This window comes from Euzebya pacifica, assembly GCF_003344865.1.
Classification (GTDB): Bacteria; Actinomycetota; Nitriliruptoria; order Euzebyales; family Euzebyaceae; genus Euzebya; species Euzebya pacifica.
The window spans coordinates 554373-571580 of sequence record NZ_CP031166.1 but is presented as its reverse complement, the minus strand read 5'-3'; the positions used below and the strand labels follow the sequence as shown (position 1 = coordinate 571580).

14 protein-coding genes and 1 pseudogene are annotated in these 17208 nt (G+C 71.3%); 2 read left to right on the top strand and 13 right to left on the bottom strand.

Annotation, left to right across the window (positions count from 1 at the left end; translation table 11 throughout):
• Nucleotides 1-89: 89 nt before the first annotated feature.
• The 5 genes and pseudogenes from DVS28_RS30315 to DVS28_RS29020 form a co-directional block, all read right to left on the bottom strand.
• Nucleotides 90-329: pseudogene (locus DVS28_RS30315) on the bottom strand (PH domain-containing protein); the annotation flags it as partial.
• Nucleotides 330-627: 298 nt separating this feature from the next.
• Nucleotides 628-879, bottom strand: a complete 252-nt coding sequence (locus DVS28_RS27970; RefSeq protein ID WP_114594922.1) for a hypothetical protein — start codon at nucleotides 877-879, stop codon at nucleotides 628-630.
• Nucleotides 880-911: 32 nt separating this feature from the next.
• The gene (locus DVS28_RS27965) at nucleotides 912-1523 is read right to left on the bottom strand and encodes a hypothetical protein (RefSeq protein WP_114594921.1); all 612 of its coding nucleotides are present in this window, start codon (nucleotides 1521-1523) and stop codon (nucleotides 912-914) included.
• Nucleotides 1524-1575: 52 nt separating this feature from the next.
• Nucleotides 1576-3027: a hypothetical protein gene (locus DVS28_RS27960; RefSeq protein ID WP_164711227.1), complete on the bottom strand. Its 1452-nt coding sequence runs from the start codon at nucleotides 3025-3027 to the stop codon at nucleotides 1576-1578.
• Entirely contained in the window at nucleotides 2937-3557 is a 621-nt protein-coding gene (locus tag DVS28_RS29020; RefSeq protein ID WP_164711226.1) for a hypothetical protein, read from the bottom strand. Before DVS28_RS29020 ends, DVS28_RS27960 begins: the two co-directional genes overlap by 91 nt.
• A gap of 946 nt (nucleotides 3558-4503) precedes the next feature.
• Between DVS28_RS29020 and DVS28_RS27945 the strand changes: the two genes are divergently transcribed.
• Nucleotides 4504-5676 carry a hypothetical protein gene (locus DVS28_RS27945; protein ID WP_114594917.1) on the top strand — a complete coding sequence of 391 codons (1173 nt, stop codon included), beginning with the start codon at nucleotides 4504-4506 and terminating at the stop codon, nucleotides 5674-5676.
• 919 nt (nucleotides 5677-6595) lie between these two features.
• Here the strand turns inward: DVS28_RS27945 and DVS28_RS27940 are convergent.
• Nucleotides 6596-6814 (bottom strand): hypothetical protein, encoded by a 219-nt coding sequence (locus DVS28_RS27940; protein WP_114594916.1) that lies wholly within the window; start codon nucleotides 6812-6814, stop codon nucleotides 6596-6598.
• 169 nt (nucleotides 6815-6983) lie between these two features.
• Between DVS28_RS27940 and DVS28_RS27935 the strand changes: the two genes are divergently transcribed.
• A complete protein-coding gene (locus DVS28_RS27935; RefSeq protein WP_164711225.1) occupies nucleotides 6984-7274 on the top strand; it encodes a hypothetical protein in 291 nt (96 codons plus the stop codon).
• Between the two features lie 780 nt (nucleotides 7275-8054).
• Here the strand turns inward: DVS28_RS27935 and DVS28_RS27930 are convergent.
• The 7 genes from DVS28_RS27930 to DVS28_RS27890 form a co-directional block, all read right to left on the bottom strand.
• Nucleotides 8055-8348 carry a hypothetical protein gene (locus DVS28_RS27930; protein WP_114594914.1) on the bottom strand — a complete coding sequence of 98 codons (294 nt, stop codon included), beginning with the start codon at nucleotides 8346-8348 and terminating at the stop codon, nucleotides 8055-8057.
• Nucleotides 8349-11177: 2829 nt separating this feature from the next.
• Entirely contained in the window at nucleotides 11178-11882 is a 705-nt protein-coding gene (locus tag DVS28_RS27920; protein ID WP_164711224.1) for a hypothetical protein, read from the bottom strand.
• A gap of 660 nt (nucleotides 11883-12542) precedes the next feature.
• Nucleotides 12543-12764, bottom strand: coding sequence for a hypothetical protein (locus DVS28_RS27910; RefSeq protein ID WP_114594910.1), 222 nt, complete (start codon nucleotides 12762-12764; stop codon nucleotides 12543-12545).
• Between the two features lie 50 nt (nucleotides 12765-12814).
• Nucleotides 12815-13546 carry a hypothetical protein gene (locus DVS28_RS27905; protein ID WP_114594909.1) on the bottom strand — a complete coding sequence of 244 codons (732 nt, stop codon included), beginning with the start codon at nucleotides 13544-13546 and terminating at the stop codon, nucleotides 12815-12817.
• Nucleotides 13547-13551: 5 nt separating this feature from the next.
• Nucleotides 13552-14010, bottom strand: coding sequence for a hypothetical protein (locus DVS28_RS27900; RefSeq protein ID WP_216826635.1), 459 nt, complete (start codon nucleotides 14008-14010; stop codon nucleotides 13552-13554).
• 1092 nt (nucleotides 14011-15102) lie between these two features.
• Nucleotides 15103-15891 (bottom strand): hypothetical protein, encoded by a 789-nt coding sequence (locus DVS28_RS27895; RefSeq protein WP_114594907.1) that lies wholly within the window; start codon nucleotides 15889-15891, stop codon nucleotides 15103-15105.
• Between the two features lie 2 nt (nucleotides 15892-15893).
• Nucleotides 15894-16793, bottom strand: a complete 900-nt coding sequence (locus tag DVS28_RS27890) for a ParA family protein (RefSeq protein WP_164711222.1) — start codon at nucleotides 16791-16793, stop codon at nucleotides 15894-15896.
• Nucleotides 16794-17208: the final 415 nt, after the last annotated feature.

Genomic DNA, 17208 nt, shown 5'->3' with positions numbered 1-17208 from the left:
CGGACCTGTTGGCCGTGGCCGATGTCGAGGATCTGGGGTGGCCCTTGGGCGTTGGCGGGTGCGGGGAGGCTCGGATCGAGGGAGATGGTGAGGGTGTGGACGCCGCGGCCGCGTTGAACCAGCCCCTGGCTGGCGGTGACGCCGGTCACGGCCCACAGGGGGATGACGAGTTCGCGGTTGGCGATGCTGCCGGTGGAGATGCGGATGGCGTCGTCGGTGAGGACGTACCGCTGGGTGGTGAACCGGCCGTTGGTGGCGGAGGACTGCAGGTCGCGGCGCGCGTCGGTCCACAGGACGGTGCGGGCGGTGGGGGCGACCCCGTGGTGCATGACGGGTGCGGGACGGATGTCGTTGACCGGCTCGACGTTCTCGTTGCCGTCGTCGCGGACGTGGGCGGTCCATCCCTCGGGGGTTGCTGCGCGTTCTTGGTGACGGCCCGACGGGTCGCGATGCCAGACGAGTTGGGGTGTCATGGGAGGAGTGTGCCCTTCGGTGCGGAGGGGCCGGCCGCAACCCCCACGCGCCGTCGGCCTTGCGGTGTTGCTACTCGCGTCCGCATGATTCGCTGCTGGCCCAGCGTCGCTGTGGGCGCTTGAGACTCACCGGCCGGTTCCCGGCACTTCTGCCTTACGGGAGGTGTGGGGTGACGCGACGGTCCACGCGTTGCACCACCAGTTCGCCGAGTCCTCCGGCTGCAACCCTGACGGGGCCGGCGTCCTCGGCGGCGACCTCGAGGCCGCACTCGATCAGGTAGGTGACCATTGGGTTGTCACACGCCGACCATGCCGGGTTCGACCGGTCGGTCTGCCGCATGGCCTTCACGGCCTGCTGGCAGTCCAGGTAGGCGCGGACGGGGTGCCTGGCACGCCAACTCGGCATCCGGCAGCGTCCGACGTCGACGTGTCCCGGTGTCAGCTGCTCAGGTCAGGCGTGTGCTTGTGCGCGTTGGTGAGCGCGTGGCAGGCGACCGCGACCGGTTCGGTCCCGTCCTTGTCCGCCGCGATGATCGTCACGGCCGCCGCGACCATCGCCGCCACGCCACCGATCTCGTCGAGGTCGCGTGACCCGGTGAGCGCCGCGTAGTCGTTGGCGGTGTTCTCGTCGCAGCAGTGGTGGCCCGTCTCGATGCGGGCCAACGCGTCGACCACCATCTGTGTCTTGGTGGTGCCGACGCCGACGGGGAAGGTTCGGATGACCGCATCGATCTGGTCGCACAGCGCGACCAATGACGGGTGGACCTCGTTGCGGGTCACCGACATGAGGACCTCGTGCTCGGGCAGCAGCCCGAAGCCGACGGTGACGGTCCCGGTGACCAGTTGGCTGTGCCGAAGCCCGTGCGGGAAAGTCGCCGCCGGGGTGATGTGCGCGGCGGTCGTCTCGCGGGCCATCCTCTTGCGCGCGCGTCGTCGGGTCGGCCGCACCACAGGGGAGGTCCGGGCGGCGGCGACCGCCGAGACCGTGCCGAGCAGCGGGTGGCAGCACTCGTTGATCACGACGATGCCGGGCGGTGTGGGGATGTCCATGGAGGTGATGGTCGACCGTGCTATCGACGGTGCCTGCCCCGTGCGGGGGCGTTCATCCCACCCGGTCCAGAAGTTCTGCAAGGCGACGTCCGTCGTCGCCGTCGGGGTCGTGGTCGTGGCCGCCGAACTCGACGACGATGCCGTCGCGGCGCATTCGGCGCACCCGGTCGCCGCACCGCTTGCACAGGCCCTCCCCCCTGGCCTGGGCCGGGGCTGCCTCGCCGCCGCAGACGGCGCGCGTCCAGAGGATGTCGAAGGGCCGCACGGCCACCGACGCGTGGGTGTGGGCGTCGATGCCGACGATGCGGTCCAACGCCATGGCATGGAGCCTGCCCGGCCGTCGGGGCGTGACCGCGGCAGCGATCCGGACGGTTCTCGGGCCGGTGAGGACCCGTGCGACGGCGGCGTCGTCGAACAACTGCGTGCTCACGCTGTCGTCGGTGAGCGTCCAGGCGGTGGTGCCGTCGGGTGCCTGCCAGTGCGGGTACTCACCCCCGGCGGTGGTGTCCCACCGGTGCTCCACCTCGCGCAGCCAAGCGGCTCCCCGGCCGGGCGTGGCGCAGGCAATGCACCCGCGGTCACGGGTGTCGCCTGGTTGGCAGGTGTGCAGCACGGTGACCGCGTCGGGGGTGGTGGCGGTGATGGTCTGGCGGGCCGGGTCGGGGATCAGCACCCGTGTGTCGAGCACGTCGACGAGACGTCCTTCGGTCCGTCCTGTCGGCTGGCCCAGGACGATGCCGATGGGCGGCCGGTCGATCCGGTGCACCGGACCCGGCGACGGCAGCTCCGGCGGGTCGTTGCTGTCGCGGACGGAGAACTGGACCCGGTCGAGCCCTTCGTCGCATCGGCTGCACATCCGTCCGGCGGCCGCGGCGTCGACCGGTTGTCCGACGGGCAGGCCGCAGATGGTCTCATCGCCGTCGGTGACGGCCCCGACGACGGGGGCGTCGCCGTTGTGGCGCCACCACTCGAGGAGCCGCAGGTGCGGCAGTCCGTCGCCGGCCGGGGCAGCGGTCACCGTGTCGAGGACGTTGCCGGCCTCCCCGCCGACGAGCAACGGACGGTCGTGCATCGCCGCGACGGTCGACAGCAGGCTCCGGGCGTACACGGCGGTGCCGTTGACCCTGACCGCATAGGTCTGTTCCTTCCACCACTGCCCTATGACCCGGAACACCATCGCGCAGTCGGGGCAGGCTGAGTCGGTGTCGGGCCCGGACGGGTGGGTGACGCCGTAGTCGCAGGCCCGCATCCCGTCGGTGGCGGGCACGCCGACGGGATCTTCGGCCCAGTCGACGATGACGTGGTCGCCGTCGGTCCGCACCTGAGCCCTCACCGGCATGCCGTTGAACATCGGGGAGCTGACCGGGACGCCGTCATGGCCGGCCCAGCGGCGCAGCGGTGCGGCCACCGATGTCAGGTGGACGCCGGGGTCGGTGAGACGTCGGACCTGGCCGTGCTGTTCGGCGGCGATCCCCCACCCGTCGCGGACGTCGGCCCACAGCACGACTCGCTTCCAGTTGTCGGTGGGGTCCGGGGTGTCGACGGTCGGGGCGGTCCCGATCGGCTCGCCGAACCCGAACTCGCCCTCGAATCCGAACCCGTAGTCGATCCCGACAGCGACGGCGATCCCGACGACGCCGACCGGCCGGGGGTCAGTGCGTGCAGGCCGTGGGTGAGGTAGTCGGCCCACGCCTCGACTTCCACTGCCGGCCAGATCAGGTCGACGCTCTCGTGGTCGTCGGCTTCCACGGCGTTGTGGGCGACGCCGCGGTCCCATTCGCCCCAGGTCGCCTCGTGGACGCGGTCAAGGAGGTGCGGAAGGGCAACGGCGACCCTCGCCAGCCCACCGGGACGGGTGAGGATCCGCACCCGCATCGTCGGGTCGTGGTCCTCAACGGTCGCCAGGAGTCCGACGGCGGCATCGGCCACCAGTTCGTGGTCGGCGGCGATCAGGGCGTTGCGTGCGGTCTGGTAGGGCTCGCCGGTGTCGGCCATCCGTGCGCGGACGGCCCGGTCGAAGTTGTCGGTCGGCATCTGGTGCTCCTGCCGGCGAGGAGGGTCCACGCCACCTGTCCCGCCGAGTGTGAGCGATGCGTCCGACACGCCTTCTCGGGCGTGGGCTTCGGGGCTGTCTTCGGGGTGGTGGTGTGACCGGAGCGGGGCTCCATGCCGGTGGTACGACGATCCCGCGTGGAGGGATGTCCCCGGCTGGCGTTGCCGTAACCGACGTTGATCTATGCGAACCGCTCGGCGCGGCAAGGGGCGGCTGGGGGGACTGACGACGGCCCAGGTGTTGACGCTGTCACCCGATCTCGTCACCCAGTGACGTCAGGTGTCTGGGTCGCCATGGTTCGTCACCCGCCCTTGCGCCCCGGCCACGTCAACCGAACCCGTCCCGCCCCGTGGACCCGTTCGGCCGCCGGCAGCGACCTCGTCGACGTGGACAACGTCTCGATCGAGCAACCCGTCGTCACGGGAACGCCCCCCGGCCGCACGGGCCAGGGCCCAGGCGCCAGGACACGCCGGCCCCAGGGCGGGCTCCGACCCCAGGAGCTGCACCAGGACCAGGAGCATGTCGCAGCACGTCCGGATGGATGGCCCATGCCCGTCGGTACTGCACCCGCCTCGAACGGCACCGGGGACTCTCGACGGCCGGCACGGAAGCGTCTGGCCTCCGTCAACCACCGTCGTCACCGCACGACGACACCATCCGACGGCACGCCCCCGACCGGGTTGTCACCCCGGTCGTCTACCATGCGTGGTGCGGCCGTCGGAGGCCGCTAGCCGCCTGAAGGTCCACCGTTCGCTCCCCGGCAGCGAGGACCGAGGCTCAGGCCCGCTCAGGGCACAGCCCCGCAAGGTTCCGACAGCCAGACCCACCAGACAGCACCGACCATGCCGTGGCCCGAACGACGGGCGATGGAGACCCTTTCGGTGAGCGGGCGCGCCGGGATCCCGACCACCGGATGAGGAGCACTCCATGTCACGTCAAGCCGTCCTGTCCGTCCCGTTCGGGGACTGGCCCTGGTTCCGCAAGCAGAGCCGCACCGCCTGCGCGAACTGCGACGAACCGTCCTCCCGTGACGTCCCGACCGAGCAGGTCTTCGAGGTCGACGAGCGGTTCTGCTCCGTCGAATGCGTGTGGGACCTGATCGGCACCGTGATGCCGTCGGACGGGTGGGTCGCGGTCGTCGAGCCGACCCTCATCGCCCGCGCCCACGAGCTGCTGTGCGAGGAGTGGGGAATCGACCCCGACGACACCGCGTCGGCCGACCGGGCCCACCGGGAGGCCCCCGTGGAGGCCTTCGAGGGGTTGTCGTCGTCCAACGGGTGGGTCGAGCTGCCCGCCACCGCGGTTCGTGACGCCCTGGTCGACCGGTTGCGGCCCGAGCCGCTCCCCGCCCGGATGCGCCGCACCGCGCTCGAGTCGATGTCGATCGAGGTGCGGCGCGGGTCGCGGCATGAGGTCCCGGAGGATCTCGTGCCACTGCTGACCGGTTGGTTGGAGACCGCCCGCGACATGTCGCTGTCAGGCCCCGTCACCCCCGATCAGGTGACCGGGGCGTTCGGGTCGATCGAGCCGCTGCGGGAGGTGTGGGGCGATGCGACGGTCCGCGCGTTGCGCCACCACTTCGCCGAGTCCCACGGCTACCCCGGCTGGGTCGCCCCCCACGTCGCCGACCGGTTCCATGCCGCCACCAAGATGGCGGGGATCTCCAAGCGAAGGTCGGGCAACCTGCTGACCGGCAACGCCACGGCCGACCAGTCCTCGGCGTACTTCAACGCGATGCTGACCGGGGCGGAGGTCGATCCCGATGAACTGGCCCGCCAGCGCCGCGAGATGCACCTCGGGATGCTCGTCGACCCGCTTCGCACGTGCATCGAGCACCGACTGGTCTCCGGCCACGCCGTGATGCTGCTCACCCGGATGGTGTGGGAGGACATGGCCCTCGCCCCCGAGGACGAGTTCGACCAGCTGGTGGTCCTCACCGAGGCCGGGGCGACGGGCATCCACGTGCGTCCCCACGACTGGTCGGTCCTGCACGATGTCGACGAGCGGGTCCCGACCGGGTTGCCGGCCGATGCCGATGACCCGGCAGCGGTCGTGCGGATCCTGGGGCGGATCATCCGCGAGCGCCTCTCCCTCCGCTAGCCGACGGCCAACCGCGCCCCGCCGGGACCGTCCCGCCGGAGCCCGGTGACGCGCCCCACCGGTTGACAACGTCACCCGTCCACGTCGCATACCCATGTCGGGCGCTCTCGTCGCCGGACGGCGGCACCCGCCGTTGTCGCCTGCCGGTGTCGGTGTTCGTCGTCGTGTCGCGACGCACGGTCCAGGGGTTCCCTGCCCGGCGTGATGTCGGTGCGTGGTTTCGATCCGTGTTCTTCCCGACCGTGTGGCCGGTCGAGTCCCCAGGAGGGGTTGACCCGCCGTCGTGCCGGGTGGGAGCTCGCACGTCCTTCGCGAGCGAAGCGAGCGAAAAAATCTGCTGCGCAGATTTCACACTTCGTGTCGTCGTGTTGCGGAGCGTGGTGTCGGGGCGCCGTGCGTCTCGTGAACGGCCGGGGACGGCCGGACGATCAAGCCGGCCTGGTGTTCGCTCCGGCCCGTCGGGACGCCGCACGACCCGGACCGGACGCACGGACCTCCCCAACGACCGAAAGGCTGCCCGGGTGGGCTGACATGTCACCCCACCCGCACGGGACGGGGCCTCCGGTTAGGGGGTTCAGCCGTGGTGTCGTGCCTCCGGCGGTGTCCGCTCCGCGGACCGGGACCAACGTCCCTACTCGTTCGGCTGGCGGATCGGTCCGATCATCACGACCGTTTCGCACGCGCAGGACTCCAAGCCGGTGCAGTGGCGGCAGCCCTCGCCGACACCAGGCCCTCGCCGACACCAGGCCCTCGCCGACACCAGGCCCTCGCCGACACCAGGCCCTCGCCGACACCAGGCCCTCGCCGACACCAGGCCCTCGCCGACACCAGGCCCTCGTCGACACCAGGCCAAGGCCCAAGGGCCCAGTCGGACCGCGGGTCCAGGAGGTGCTCGAGCACCTGGACCCAGGCCCGCAGGTCAGCCGGCTCGGCTGACCTGCAACCCGTGCAACTCCTCCAACAGCTCGACATCGAGGGGCCCGTTCAACGCCGACATCCCCGTGCCGATGACCGTCGACCCGGACACCGTGATGACGAAGTCGATCGTGAGCACCCCGAACACCGACGCCCCGGCCAACCGCACCGCCGGCGCCGCTGCCCCATGGGCACCGAAGGAGAACTCCGCCAGCTCATACACCGCCTCCCCACCATTGTCCGGACGAGTCGCCGGAGTTCACCGGCCTCGACGACCCGTGGCCCTCAACGCGCGATCTCGGCGAACAGCTCGGCGGCCCGGCCGACCAGTGCGGTCTCTCGCGTCGAGGGTTCCGAACCCCGTGTCGGCACGGGCTGGCATGATCCGGTTCATGCCCATCGAGTCAGTCCTTCCCGTCCTTGCCATCGCCCTCGGTGCGTGCGCGTTCATGCTGTCGATCCACCCGAGGGTTGCATCCGGGCGGGGCGCGGGCCCGTCGGCACTGGCACGGGCCGCGGGCCGGGTCGCCGCCATCTTCGCGATGGCAGTCGGCATCATCGACCTCGCAGGAGAACTCCCCCGGCCGCCCGCGGTCAGCCTGGCCCTGACCGGTCTGGTCGCCGGGTTCGGATTCGCGGTGCTCGTGAACACGTTGCTGGTGGGTCGCCGCACCCGGCACTGACCACACGCCGGCGAGTTCGCCGGCGGCCTGAGCGGCGAGCGACCGCACGCACCACTACTCGACGAAGTCCCGGTTGAACCAGAGGGCCACGAGCGCAGCGCGAGTGGCATCCGGCCCAACTCAGCGACCCGACCGACCAGCGCGACCGGCCCGCCCCCCGAGGCTCGGTCCGCACCGTCGCCCGCATCGTCACCTGGCGGCCCCGACCCCTCACCATCTACGGCACCAAGGCAACCTCGGCATCTCACCCTCCCCGCCTCAATTCCCGGCCAAGGGCCGCCGGTCCAGGTCACGCTCGAGGTGGCCAGGAAGCAGTCGGGGAGGTTGGCGGGTGGGTTCGAGGCCCGGCTGGGGATGCCCCGAGGTTCGCAGCGGACCAACGACGCGATCAGTCGACATCGAAGATGGGAGGCGTCGGGTCTTCGGTGTGCGCCGACGGTGTTCGGTGACATGGCGAAGGGGCCGAACCCCGGTCTCGTTGAACCAGTCCGACCCCTTGCCGTGGTTGCTGCGGTCAATCGGCCGTGTACTAGACGTCCATCCCGAGCAACACACCTCATGGTCGGCGGCACACCCGCCCGGGGAACACGCGACGCCCCCACTCCCCCGCCGGTGTCCCGGTCATCGTGGACGGCACCTGCCGGCGGCCCGAGCAGCGAGCGACCGGACACGCCTCGACGAGCACCGCGCGCACCGTCGGGCCGTCGCGCCGCGCATCGCGAACCGGGCACCGCAGGTCGGGTTGAGCCGGAGGGCCGTCCGAGCGTCGAGCGACCCGGTTCAGACCAGGGCGAAGACGAGGCCGGCGAGAAGGAAGGGCACCCCGATGCCGACACCGACCCGGACGTCGTCGGTCCGTTCGACCGTGGCGGCGGCCGCCCCGACGACTCCGAACCCGAGACCGGCCACGAGCGGGACGACCCAGCCGAACGCGAACGCGTTGACGTACCTGCCGGCGGCGAGCACCACGAGTGCGACGGCGACCACGACGCCGAGCTCGCCGGCGCGCCGCACGCCGACGGGTCCGATGCCGTACCTGCCGGCCATCTCGAGGATCGGGTCGGGTTCGTTCATGCGGTGAGTGTCCCACCCCTCGCCGACACCCGGCCGCCGCCAGGGTCGGGGGCGGTCGCTGCCGTGACACGCCACGGGGATGACGTGTCAGCCCCTCGACCCGGTGTCGTGGACCGGGGTGAATCAGTCGTGACCCCGGCCGACCCGCATCATCGGGCCACACCCGGTCGGGTGCCCGCCGGCGCATGTTGGGCGGACGCTGCCGTCACCGGGCGCGCGGGGTGACGTGCCACTCCCCCACCGGACCATCACGCCCCCCATCCGACATGGAAGGTCGACATCGAAGATGGAAGACCGGACGGTCTTCGGTGCTGCGCCGGCGACATGCCGGCGAGCCCGAGCGGCGAGCGACCGGTGCACCACCGCGTCGGCCTCGACGAGCACCCGCACGCACCGGCCACGCACCGCGGACCGAGCACCGCAGGTCGGGTTGAGCCGGAGGGTCAGCCGCGCGGCGAGCACATCGGTGCAGACATGGCGAAGGGCCACACCGCCGGTCATCTCGAACCCGGTGCGACCCTTGCCGTGTTGCTGCGGTCAATCGGTCGGGTGAGTAGTCCGTCCATCCCGAGCAACACCCCTCATGGTCGGCGGCACTCCCGCCCGGGGAAACAGGCGCAACTCCCCCACCTACGCAGTCGTCGACCAGGCCTGCCGGACGCACCGCGAACGAGCACCGCAGGTCGGGTTGAGCCGGAGGGTCAGCCGCGCGGCGAGCGCCAGGGTCGGGGTTGATCGAAGCCGAGCCGTCACGGCAACGCCAGTGCGAGTGAGCCAGCGGCAGCGGCAGCCGGCGTCGCGACCTCCAGACGGGCTGCGCCGCTTCGCGGCTTGCCAACGGGCGGGACTCGGCGGGTGTTGTGAACTGGGCGGCTTCCCCGGAGGGGTGCGGTGACGGGCCGCATGTCGTGCCGTGGGCGTCCGCGGAACATCGGGTCGCGGGTCTCGCGTCGCAAGGGGACGCGGGCTTCCTGCGGGACGGGCGGGGCGCGGCGGCGGAGTGGGCGTGCACCCCGTGGGGGCCGTCCTCGCGGAGCGTGTGACGACACGAACCGTCGCCTCGGGCGGCGGGTGCGTGGAGTCACACGTGTGCGCGGGGCGGAGGGGCTTGGCGGGATGGGGAGCGGAGCGCGGTGGGTGGGGCCGTCAACGTCGGGGCGGGGTGCACGGGCGCAGCGTCGTGCGGACGGCCGGGCGGGCGTGGTGCGGTGTCGCCGGCGGGCTGGTCGTTGCGTTGCGGGCGTTGCCTTGGGCGGTGCGGCCTGGCCCTGACCGGTGACGTGCCGACCGGGGGTTGGTCTTCGCTGATGGGGTTGCGCGACGCGACGTCCGGGACGGACCTCCGGTGCGCCGTGCCGCCAGGTGCGTCCCGCATGGGCCCGGACCCCGTGAACGGTCCTCGCTGCGCTCGGGCCGTGTCCCTTGCGGGGTCCTCGCCGGTGTGGTCGCTGCGGTGTTTCGTGACGGATGTCGGTGGGGGTTCGCTGCGTCGTTCGTGTCGCCACATGGCGTGACGTGATGACGGACGGGCCACCCCTGGCGTGTCACGAACCTGTGCGGCCTGCCGAGTCGGCTGTGCTGCGCGACCACACCCCCGACGGGCGACATGACCACCGACGGTACGCCCTTCCTGCGGGACGGCTGCCGACGGATCTTCGGGACGACCACCCACGGCACGACACCCACGGGACGAACCCCCTGCTCGACGCAACGCACCACGGGACGACACCTGACGGAACGAACCACGCACGCACCCCATCGGACGGACACCAGGCACCACCACCTGCGGCGACCACCCCAACCAACACGCCGACGGACGTCCGTGACGAACATCTCGATCCGAAACCACGCACCCCGACGACACCGACGGACACCACACCCGACAACCTGGGCGACCACCCACACCACAAGAGCAACACGTGTCGACACCCACGCACCGAACAACCAACGATGCGGACACCACGTGGACCCCGGCCCACCACACGCTGACCTCAACCACCGGGCAGACCAAGGGGGTGCGGACGCAGCCCGAAGTCGAAGCGAAGCCGGAAGGAGACGGGCACCGCCACCGTGACGGTGAACGAGACGCACGAGACGAAGTCGAGAGCGGATCGTGAACAGACACAGGTGGCAGGTGCACCGTCGACGCCCGGCGAAGCGAAGACGCAGCGGCAAGTCCCGGGCGAAGCGAGCTTGCGAGCGCAGCCCCAAAGCGAAACGGAGCGCCAGCGAAGTGAAGCGCAACACAGCCGTGCACGACCGGAGGAAGGAGCGCGCAGCGCGACGAACACCAGGTCGGCACGACCACCACCCCCAACCAACGCACACACAACACCACACGGCAGACCACCACGACACGCAACAACGCAGCGACACCAACGCACCGACAACACCGCCTGACAACGACACGCCACACACGCCACGCACACACGCAACGCACCACCACCAACAGACACCGTCAACCAACCACGCAAACACAACCACCCAAACAACACACCTCTTGCATCGCCGGGCGGGGGGTGGAAGAGGGGGGTGACATGTGACCCCCCTCGGATCGCGGATTCCCGCACGGGGATTGACGATCCGCAGGGCATCAGCGAAGAGGGGCGGGGTGTCGGCCGGCCGCGCAGGGTAAGATTTTTATAGAAATCTTACCGGTCGGGCGGGGGGTGCAAGGGTGGGGTGACGATCTGCCGCTAGAGGGGGGTGACGGTTCGCCCCGGATCCTGGGCGGGGGTGACAGCCCAGTGCGCAAGGGTGGGGTGACGAAATGCCCGCAAGGGTGGGGTGACGAAACCGCTGCTGGTCGTGTCGGTGGCGCGGCGGGTGTCAGTCGGTGGCGGCGAGAGCGGCGACGAGTCCGATGCGGCCGTCGACGTCACCGGCGGCGACCAGGGTGCGCCGTCCGACCGCAACCCGGATCGAGGTCGCCGCGTCGATGGACACCCCCCACAACAGCTCGCTCGCGCACCCCTGGCACACCGTGCCGTCACCGATCGGGGCGACGTGAGCCAACGTCGAGGCCGCACACACCGGTGGTGGATCAACCGACACGAACCGCAGCAGTGAGCCGTCATCGATCGCCACCGGCTGGGCGTCCCCCACCGCACCCCGCTGCGGCTGCGAATCGGCGCGCACCATCCGCAACCGGGAGCCGTCATCGACCGCCAACGAGACCACGCGAAGGTGGCCGTCGCCAGACACCACGAGGTCGTGCTGGACCGCCCGGTCCTCCCCCGCCCAACCGCGCAGCACCGCGTCGGCCAACCGGTGCGGCAACGACGACCGTTCCGACGGTGGCGGATCGACCGCTAGCAGCGCCGACGCCGACAGCGACACCAGCCCGCAGGCGATGTCGGCCGCCGGATGGTCCACCAGTGCCTGCCATGCATCCGCGACGCAGCGGCAACCCGACTCCGACGGGCCGCACTCGAACAGTCGGGACCCGCCGGCGGTGGTGACCGCGCCGACCAGGTGGCCGGGCACTTCGTCGGCGAACTCGACCAGCGTCACCGGCCCGTTTGGGTCACCCATCGGGCCCGCCGCCGATGCCGGGCGCGTCGCCCACCCGTCGCCTCGACCGGTTCGGTGCCGACCGGGGCGAGCGCGTCGAGTGGCGCAACGGTTGTGCCGGCTGGCAGGCGCATCCCGCGGCCACCTCGGACCGCGACGGGTCGGCGACGCGGCCGGTGACGTGTTCGGGGCGGCGACGCCTGCACGTTGCGACCCCCCGGAACCGGTCGGAGGCCCCTGTCGTGGTCGGGCCTGGGGCCGTTACCGTGTGCACGTTGTCGGCCGCCACCTCGAGGCGTGCGCCTGGTTCCGTGGACGCGTCCTGCGGATTCCGGCGCGCCCCTGTCCGCCACCCACCAGCGCGGCCGCCGGCATGACGGTGGCGCCACACCCGCTGGCCGCGACGCACTGTGGCGCCTGCCCGGTCATCGGGTGTGGCGGCGAGGGACATGACCTCGGTCGGCGCGGAGAGGTCCACGGTCGTGTCGGCACACCAGTCGACTGCGGACAACGGCAGGTCACCAGCGGCCGGCCACACCCTCGGGACGCCACCGAGGCCGGGGGCGGACGCGGCCGGGACGACGCCGTCGCCGACGACCGCCACGGGGTCGGGACGACCGCACCCGCTGGCGGGCCGGTGGCACGGGTGCCACGCTCCGCCGGACGAGCCGCGTCGCATCGTCAGGCGCCCGTCTTCGCGGCCGAGTCGGACCGCGACCTGCCGGCGGCTGCGGGCGCGGCGGTCAACGGCACCCGGATCCCTGCCGGCTGGTGGAGGACCGCACCGGGCACGGCGTCGGCAGGTCGGCGAGCAGCGACCGGACGGCCGCACGTCGCAAGGCCGGTTTCGACCTGGACCGCAGCAGCCGTGCGGACCGCAGCCACCCACTCCCGCTCGGCCATGGACGCGACGGTAACCGGTGGCGCCGACACCCCACCGGTCACGCGGCCCGTCACCCCCCCGACACCACGGCGGCGAGGAGACCGATCGGGTCGACCGGCAGCGGACGGCATCGGCCGCCGTCGACCAGCCGCACCACCAGGTCGGGGCTGGCGGACGCAACGGCGGCGACCGCCGCCAGGCAGCCCCCGCAGGTCACCCCCTCCCCCACCGGCGCGACGGTTCGCCGCACCGGTTCGGGGGCCCGGAGCAGCACCGACTCGTGGCAGGCGACGACCGGACGTGCAACCGGCCGGCGGCGGTCGTTGACGGGGCCTTGCGACTGCCACAACAGGTGCCCGTCGGCAACGGTGCAGTCCACCGCGACCCGACCCGCGACGGCGAGCTCGTACAGCACCCCGCCCGTCGGTGGCAACGGCAGCCCGGCGACCACCGCGGAGCCGACGAGCGCGTGGTCGACCAGCCAGACGCCGTCACGACATCCCAGCGCCCGGAGGTGGGCGTGCAACGACCGGACCGACCGGACGCACGCGCAGGTGCGTCGGCCGTCGCATGCCAACCGGGCGACGCCGCGCACCGAAGGGCCATCGGCGAGCAGGGCGACGGACCCCGCCATGTGCGCTTCGCCGGAGCGGTCGCGGCCGGGCGGCCGACCCGTGCCGATGACGGCGACGATCGAGGACGGGCCGACCGGCCCCTCGAGGTGGCGGTGGCCACCACCGAGCGCGGCGGGGACCGCGCCGCGCAGACCACCGGACGGCCGCATGGTGTGCTGGGTCGTCACAGCAGTCACCAGCCGTTGGCCACGGCGACCAGCACCACGGTCACCAGCAGCCATCGCCACAGCGGCTGGCGCAACACCCACGAGTCCGGCAGCGACCACGCGTCCGGGTCGGGGATCCACCGGTCGGTGTCGTGGCGCCACTGCTCGGGATGGTCCAGCCAGCGGACACGGTCGGCGTCGACCAGCCGAACCCCGGCGGCGAGCAGGTCGGCGGCTGCGGCCTGGCAGGCCTGCCGGGCGGCCGGTTCGGTGACGCTGGTGTGCCCGCTCGACACCGCAGAGGTGCCGCATGCCGACGACGTGGCGTAGCCGGCGGGGTTCGGCGAGTCCTGCGCGATGGCGATCACGGTCACCGCGAGGTCCACGAAGCCGCAGTGGGCCCCCACGGTGTCAGCGAGCAGGGCGACAAGCGCCGCCCGGACCGCCAGCATCCCGGTTGCCGGGATGGTGTGCCCGCTCGACACGCCAGCGGGGTCCCTCACCCGGTCCGCCCACCCGTGGGGCGCGGCCGGACGCCCAGATCGCCCCAGGAGGCCCCAGGAGGCCGCAGGAGGCGTCCTGGGGCTTCGAAGAGGGCTCTGGGGGCTGTCGGGCCCCTGGACGCGCCTGAGGCCGTTCTGGGACCCCGGCGCGGCACTCCCCCACCCTTTGCTCGCTGATGGGGTTTGGGTTCCCGTCCGGGAGGCCAGATCAGCGAGGACCGGTTGGGGCGCGCCGGTGGTGTGTCGAGGGTGGATCCCGACGGGGAACCGGTTGGGCATCCGGTCCGGGCCGAAGGCGCGGACCCCGTAAGGGATGAGTTCCCCTTTGAGTTCTCTTGAGTTCTTAAGGGTGTGTCGAGAGCGCACACCATTGATTCAATGGTGTGACGAGAGCGCACACCATTCTGACCTGCGCTTTTGCGGCGAATCGGGCCGTTTTGGCGGCTGGGGAGGTCGCGTTCTGGTGTGTCGAGAGCGCACACCGCGGTGTGACGGTTCGACACACCAGGCAATGGTGTGTCGAGAGGACACACCATTGTGACCTGCGGTTTCGTCGGGAGCCGATCAATGGTGTGACGAGAGCGCACACCAGTCTGACCTGCGGTTTCGTGCCCTAGGGCCCCCACGAACCCAATGGTGTGTCGAGCGGACACACCATCGTGACCTGCGGTTTTGCCAGGGGTGTCGAACCGGCCGACTCGGTCGATTCCCGTGCCGATGAGAGAAGATCTCATTGTCGTGAGAGCAACTGAGAGCAGGCGGACGCGAAGTGAGAGCCGGGTCCAGCCGTGCCACTCATTCCACTGGTGGTTGTCCACAGGCTCACAAAGTCTCATCGCCAACGCAGGTTGCCGACTATGAGCCGCAGCCGGATCTCTCACGGCGCAGCCCTCGACCTGCACGAATCCGCCACCGGAACGCCGAGGACTCTCACGCCCCGGAGATCTTGACGGCCGCGGCCCGACAAGCGGCGGCCGAGCCGGAGAACGGGGCGGCCCCTCCCCCATCCTCGCGCTCGTGGACTGTGCGGCGGCCCCGGCCAGTGCGCCGCCAGACCGACCACCAGCCATGGTGTCAGACGTCGACCGGGCCGCCCGCGGCGACCAGCCGGGTCAGGCACTCCTCCAGCACCTGGCTGGCTGGGGTGCGGACGCCCTCGAGGTGGCCCTTGATCCAGTCGTCCTCCTCCGGGGTCACGTACACCGAGACGGCGACGCGGCGCTGCACGCCGTCGTCGGCCTGCTGTGACGGCAGCCGTGGCGTGCGTCGGGCGAACAGCGGCCGATCGGCAGGTTTGGCGAGCTCCTCGACCACGTCGGTGAGGTGGTGGGCGACAGCCGATCGAGTGACGTCGGCCAAGGACACATCGGGTCCGCTTCGCTGCGCCAGGTCCCTGGCCGCCGTGTGGGTGGAGGCCAGCACCCGGAAGCCGATCTTGACCTCCCGGCGCTCCTCCCCCGCCGGGGTGCGCAGGTGCCGCACCGCCCTGCGCTGCTCACGGGTCGGCCGCCGCGGTTCCGATGCCGGCGCCGGACGGCCACCGTCGGTCGGCGGGGCTGCTGCCGTGTCGCCGCGTGCGGGCCCCGATCCCGCTGGCGCTGATGGGGTCGGCCCCGCAGGATCGCCCACGGCCGGGCCGCGCGCCTCGGTGCGCGGCTGGACCGCCACGGCCGAACTGCCGTCGGGACGGTCGCTGGGGGGCGAGGGGTCCGCCACCGCCGCGACACCCGGGGGTGTCGACGGGGGGGTCCGCTTGGGCTGCGGTGTCGGCGCACCGGGGCGCGGTGGCTTGGCGGGCTTGGGCTTGCCGCCACCGAGCTTCTGCAGCATCGACGCGTTCAGGGTGCTCTCCGAGCCGGCCATGACTACAGCCCCGTCCTCTCGATCAGCTCGCGAACGATGAACTGGAAGTCGTCCTTGAGCGCCTCGGCGGCACCCGAGGCGAGGTCGGGGTTGAACTTGCCGTCCACCCACCTGTCCAGCGTCCCGTGCTCCCCGTAGTACTCGTGGGCGAGCTTGCCGTACTTGCGCATGTCCCTCGCCGACTTCTTTGAGGTCCGCACCCAGGTCGGGAACACCAGGTCCTCGCGCAGTCCGGCGTGGGCGACGATCGCCGCGATGTCCTCGTTGAACTCCTGCGCGAGGCGACTGGCGTTGGACGGCAGGTCGAACAGGACCGCGCCGACCATCTCCAGGTCGGGGTTTCGCTCGGCGACCACCTGGGTGGCGAGGTGGGCGTTGATCAGCCCCTCTTCCGACGCCGCGTCAACCGCGGACGGGACCAGCAGCCACCGGGTGCAGGCCAGCGCCTCGTAGACCAGGCCAGACGTGAAGTCCGGCGGACAGTCGAACACCACCACGTCGTAGTCGTCGACCAAGTCGTACAGTGCACCTCCGAGGATCGCCCCGTGGTGCTCGTAGGCCTGGGCGCCGCCGTCCGGGTAGTAGCTCTCGATGAACTTCTTCAGCGCTTCGGTCTGCCCGCCCGACGGGATGACGTCGAGGTTGTCGCGGACCCCGACCAACGGCGGTTTGTCGAGGGACACCTGCGAGATGGCTGCGCTCAGCAGGGCGCTGCCGCCGTCGGCCAACCCCTCTTCGGTGTAGGCATAGCCGAGGTCCTTGCCGAGGTCGGCCTGGTGGTCGAGGTCGACCACCAGGACCTTGCGGCCGACCGCCGCGAGGATGCCGGCGATGTTGGAGGCCAGCGTCGTCTTACCGACACCCCCCTTGCCCGACATGAGTGCGATCGAGTTGCCGAACATCTGGTGACTGCTCCTTCTGGTGCACGGGTCGTCGCGCGGGTGGTGACCCCGGCAGCCGGGCATGGTGCCACACGGGTTGGACCAAACGGTGCACCCCATGCACGCACCTGAGCGACACCCGTGGTGTGACCCAGGGTGACGCACCGTGCGTTCACCGTTGGTACCGCATGGGCTGCGACCGGAGTTGCCGCCGTATTGCCACCAAAGTCAGACGCCTTGGTTGTAACCACAGTGGTAACCACGGTTGTAACCACAGTTGCCACATGAGCAGCACCCACGGCAACCGCCGTGGCAGCACCCCGCGGCCACACCATTGGTGCGGTGTTTTCGCAGGTCAGCAGCTGTATCTTCACGATCCGATCCTACTCCCCACAGGCATCCCGTTGGCGCAACCGGAGCACCCGAAGGCATGCAT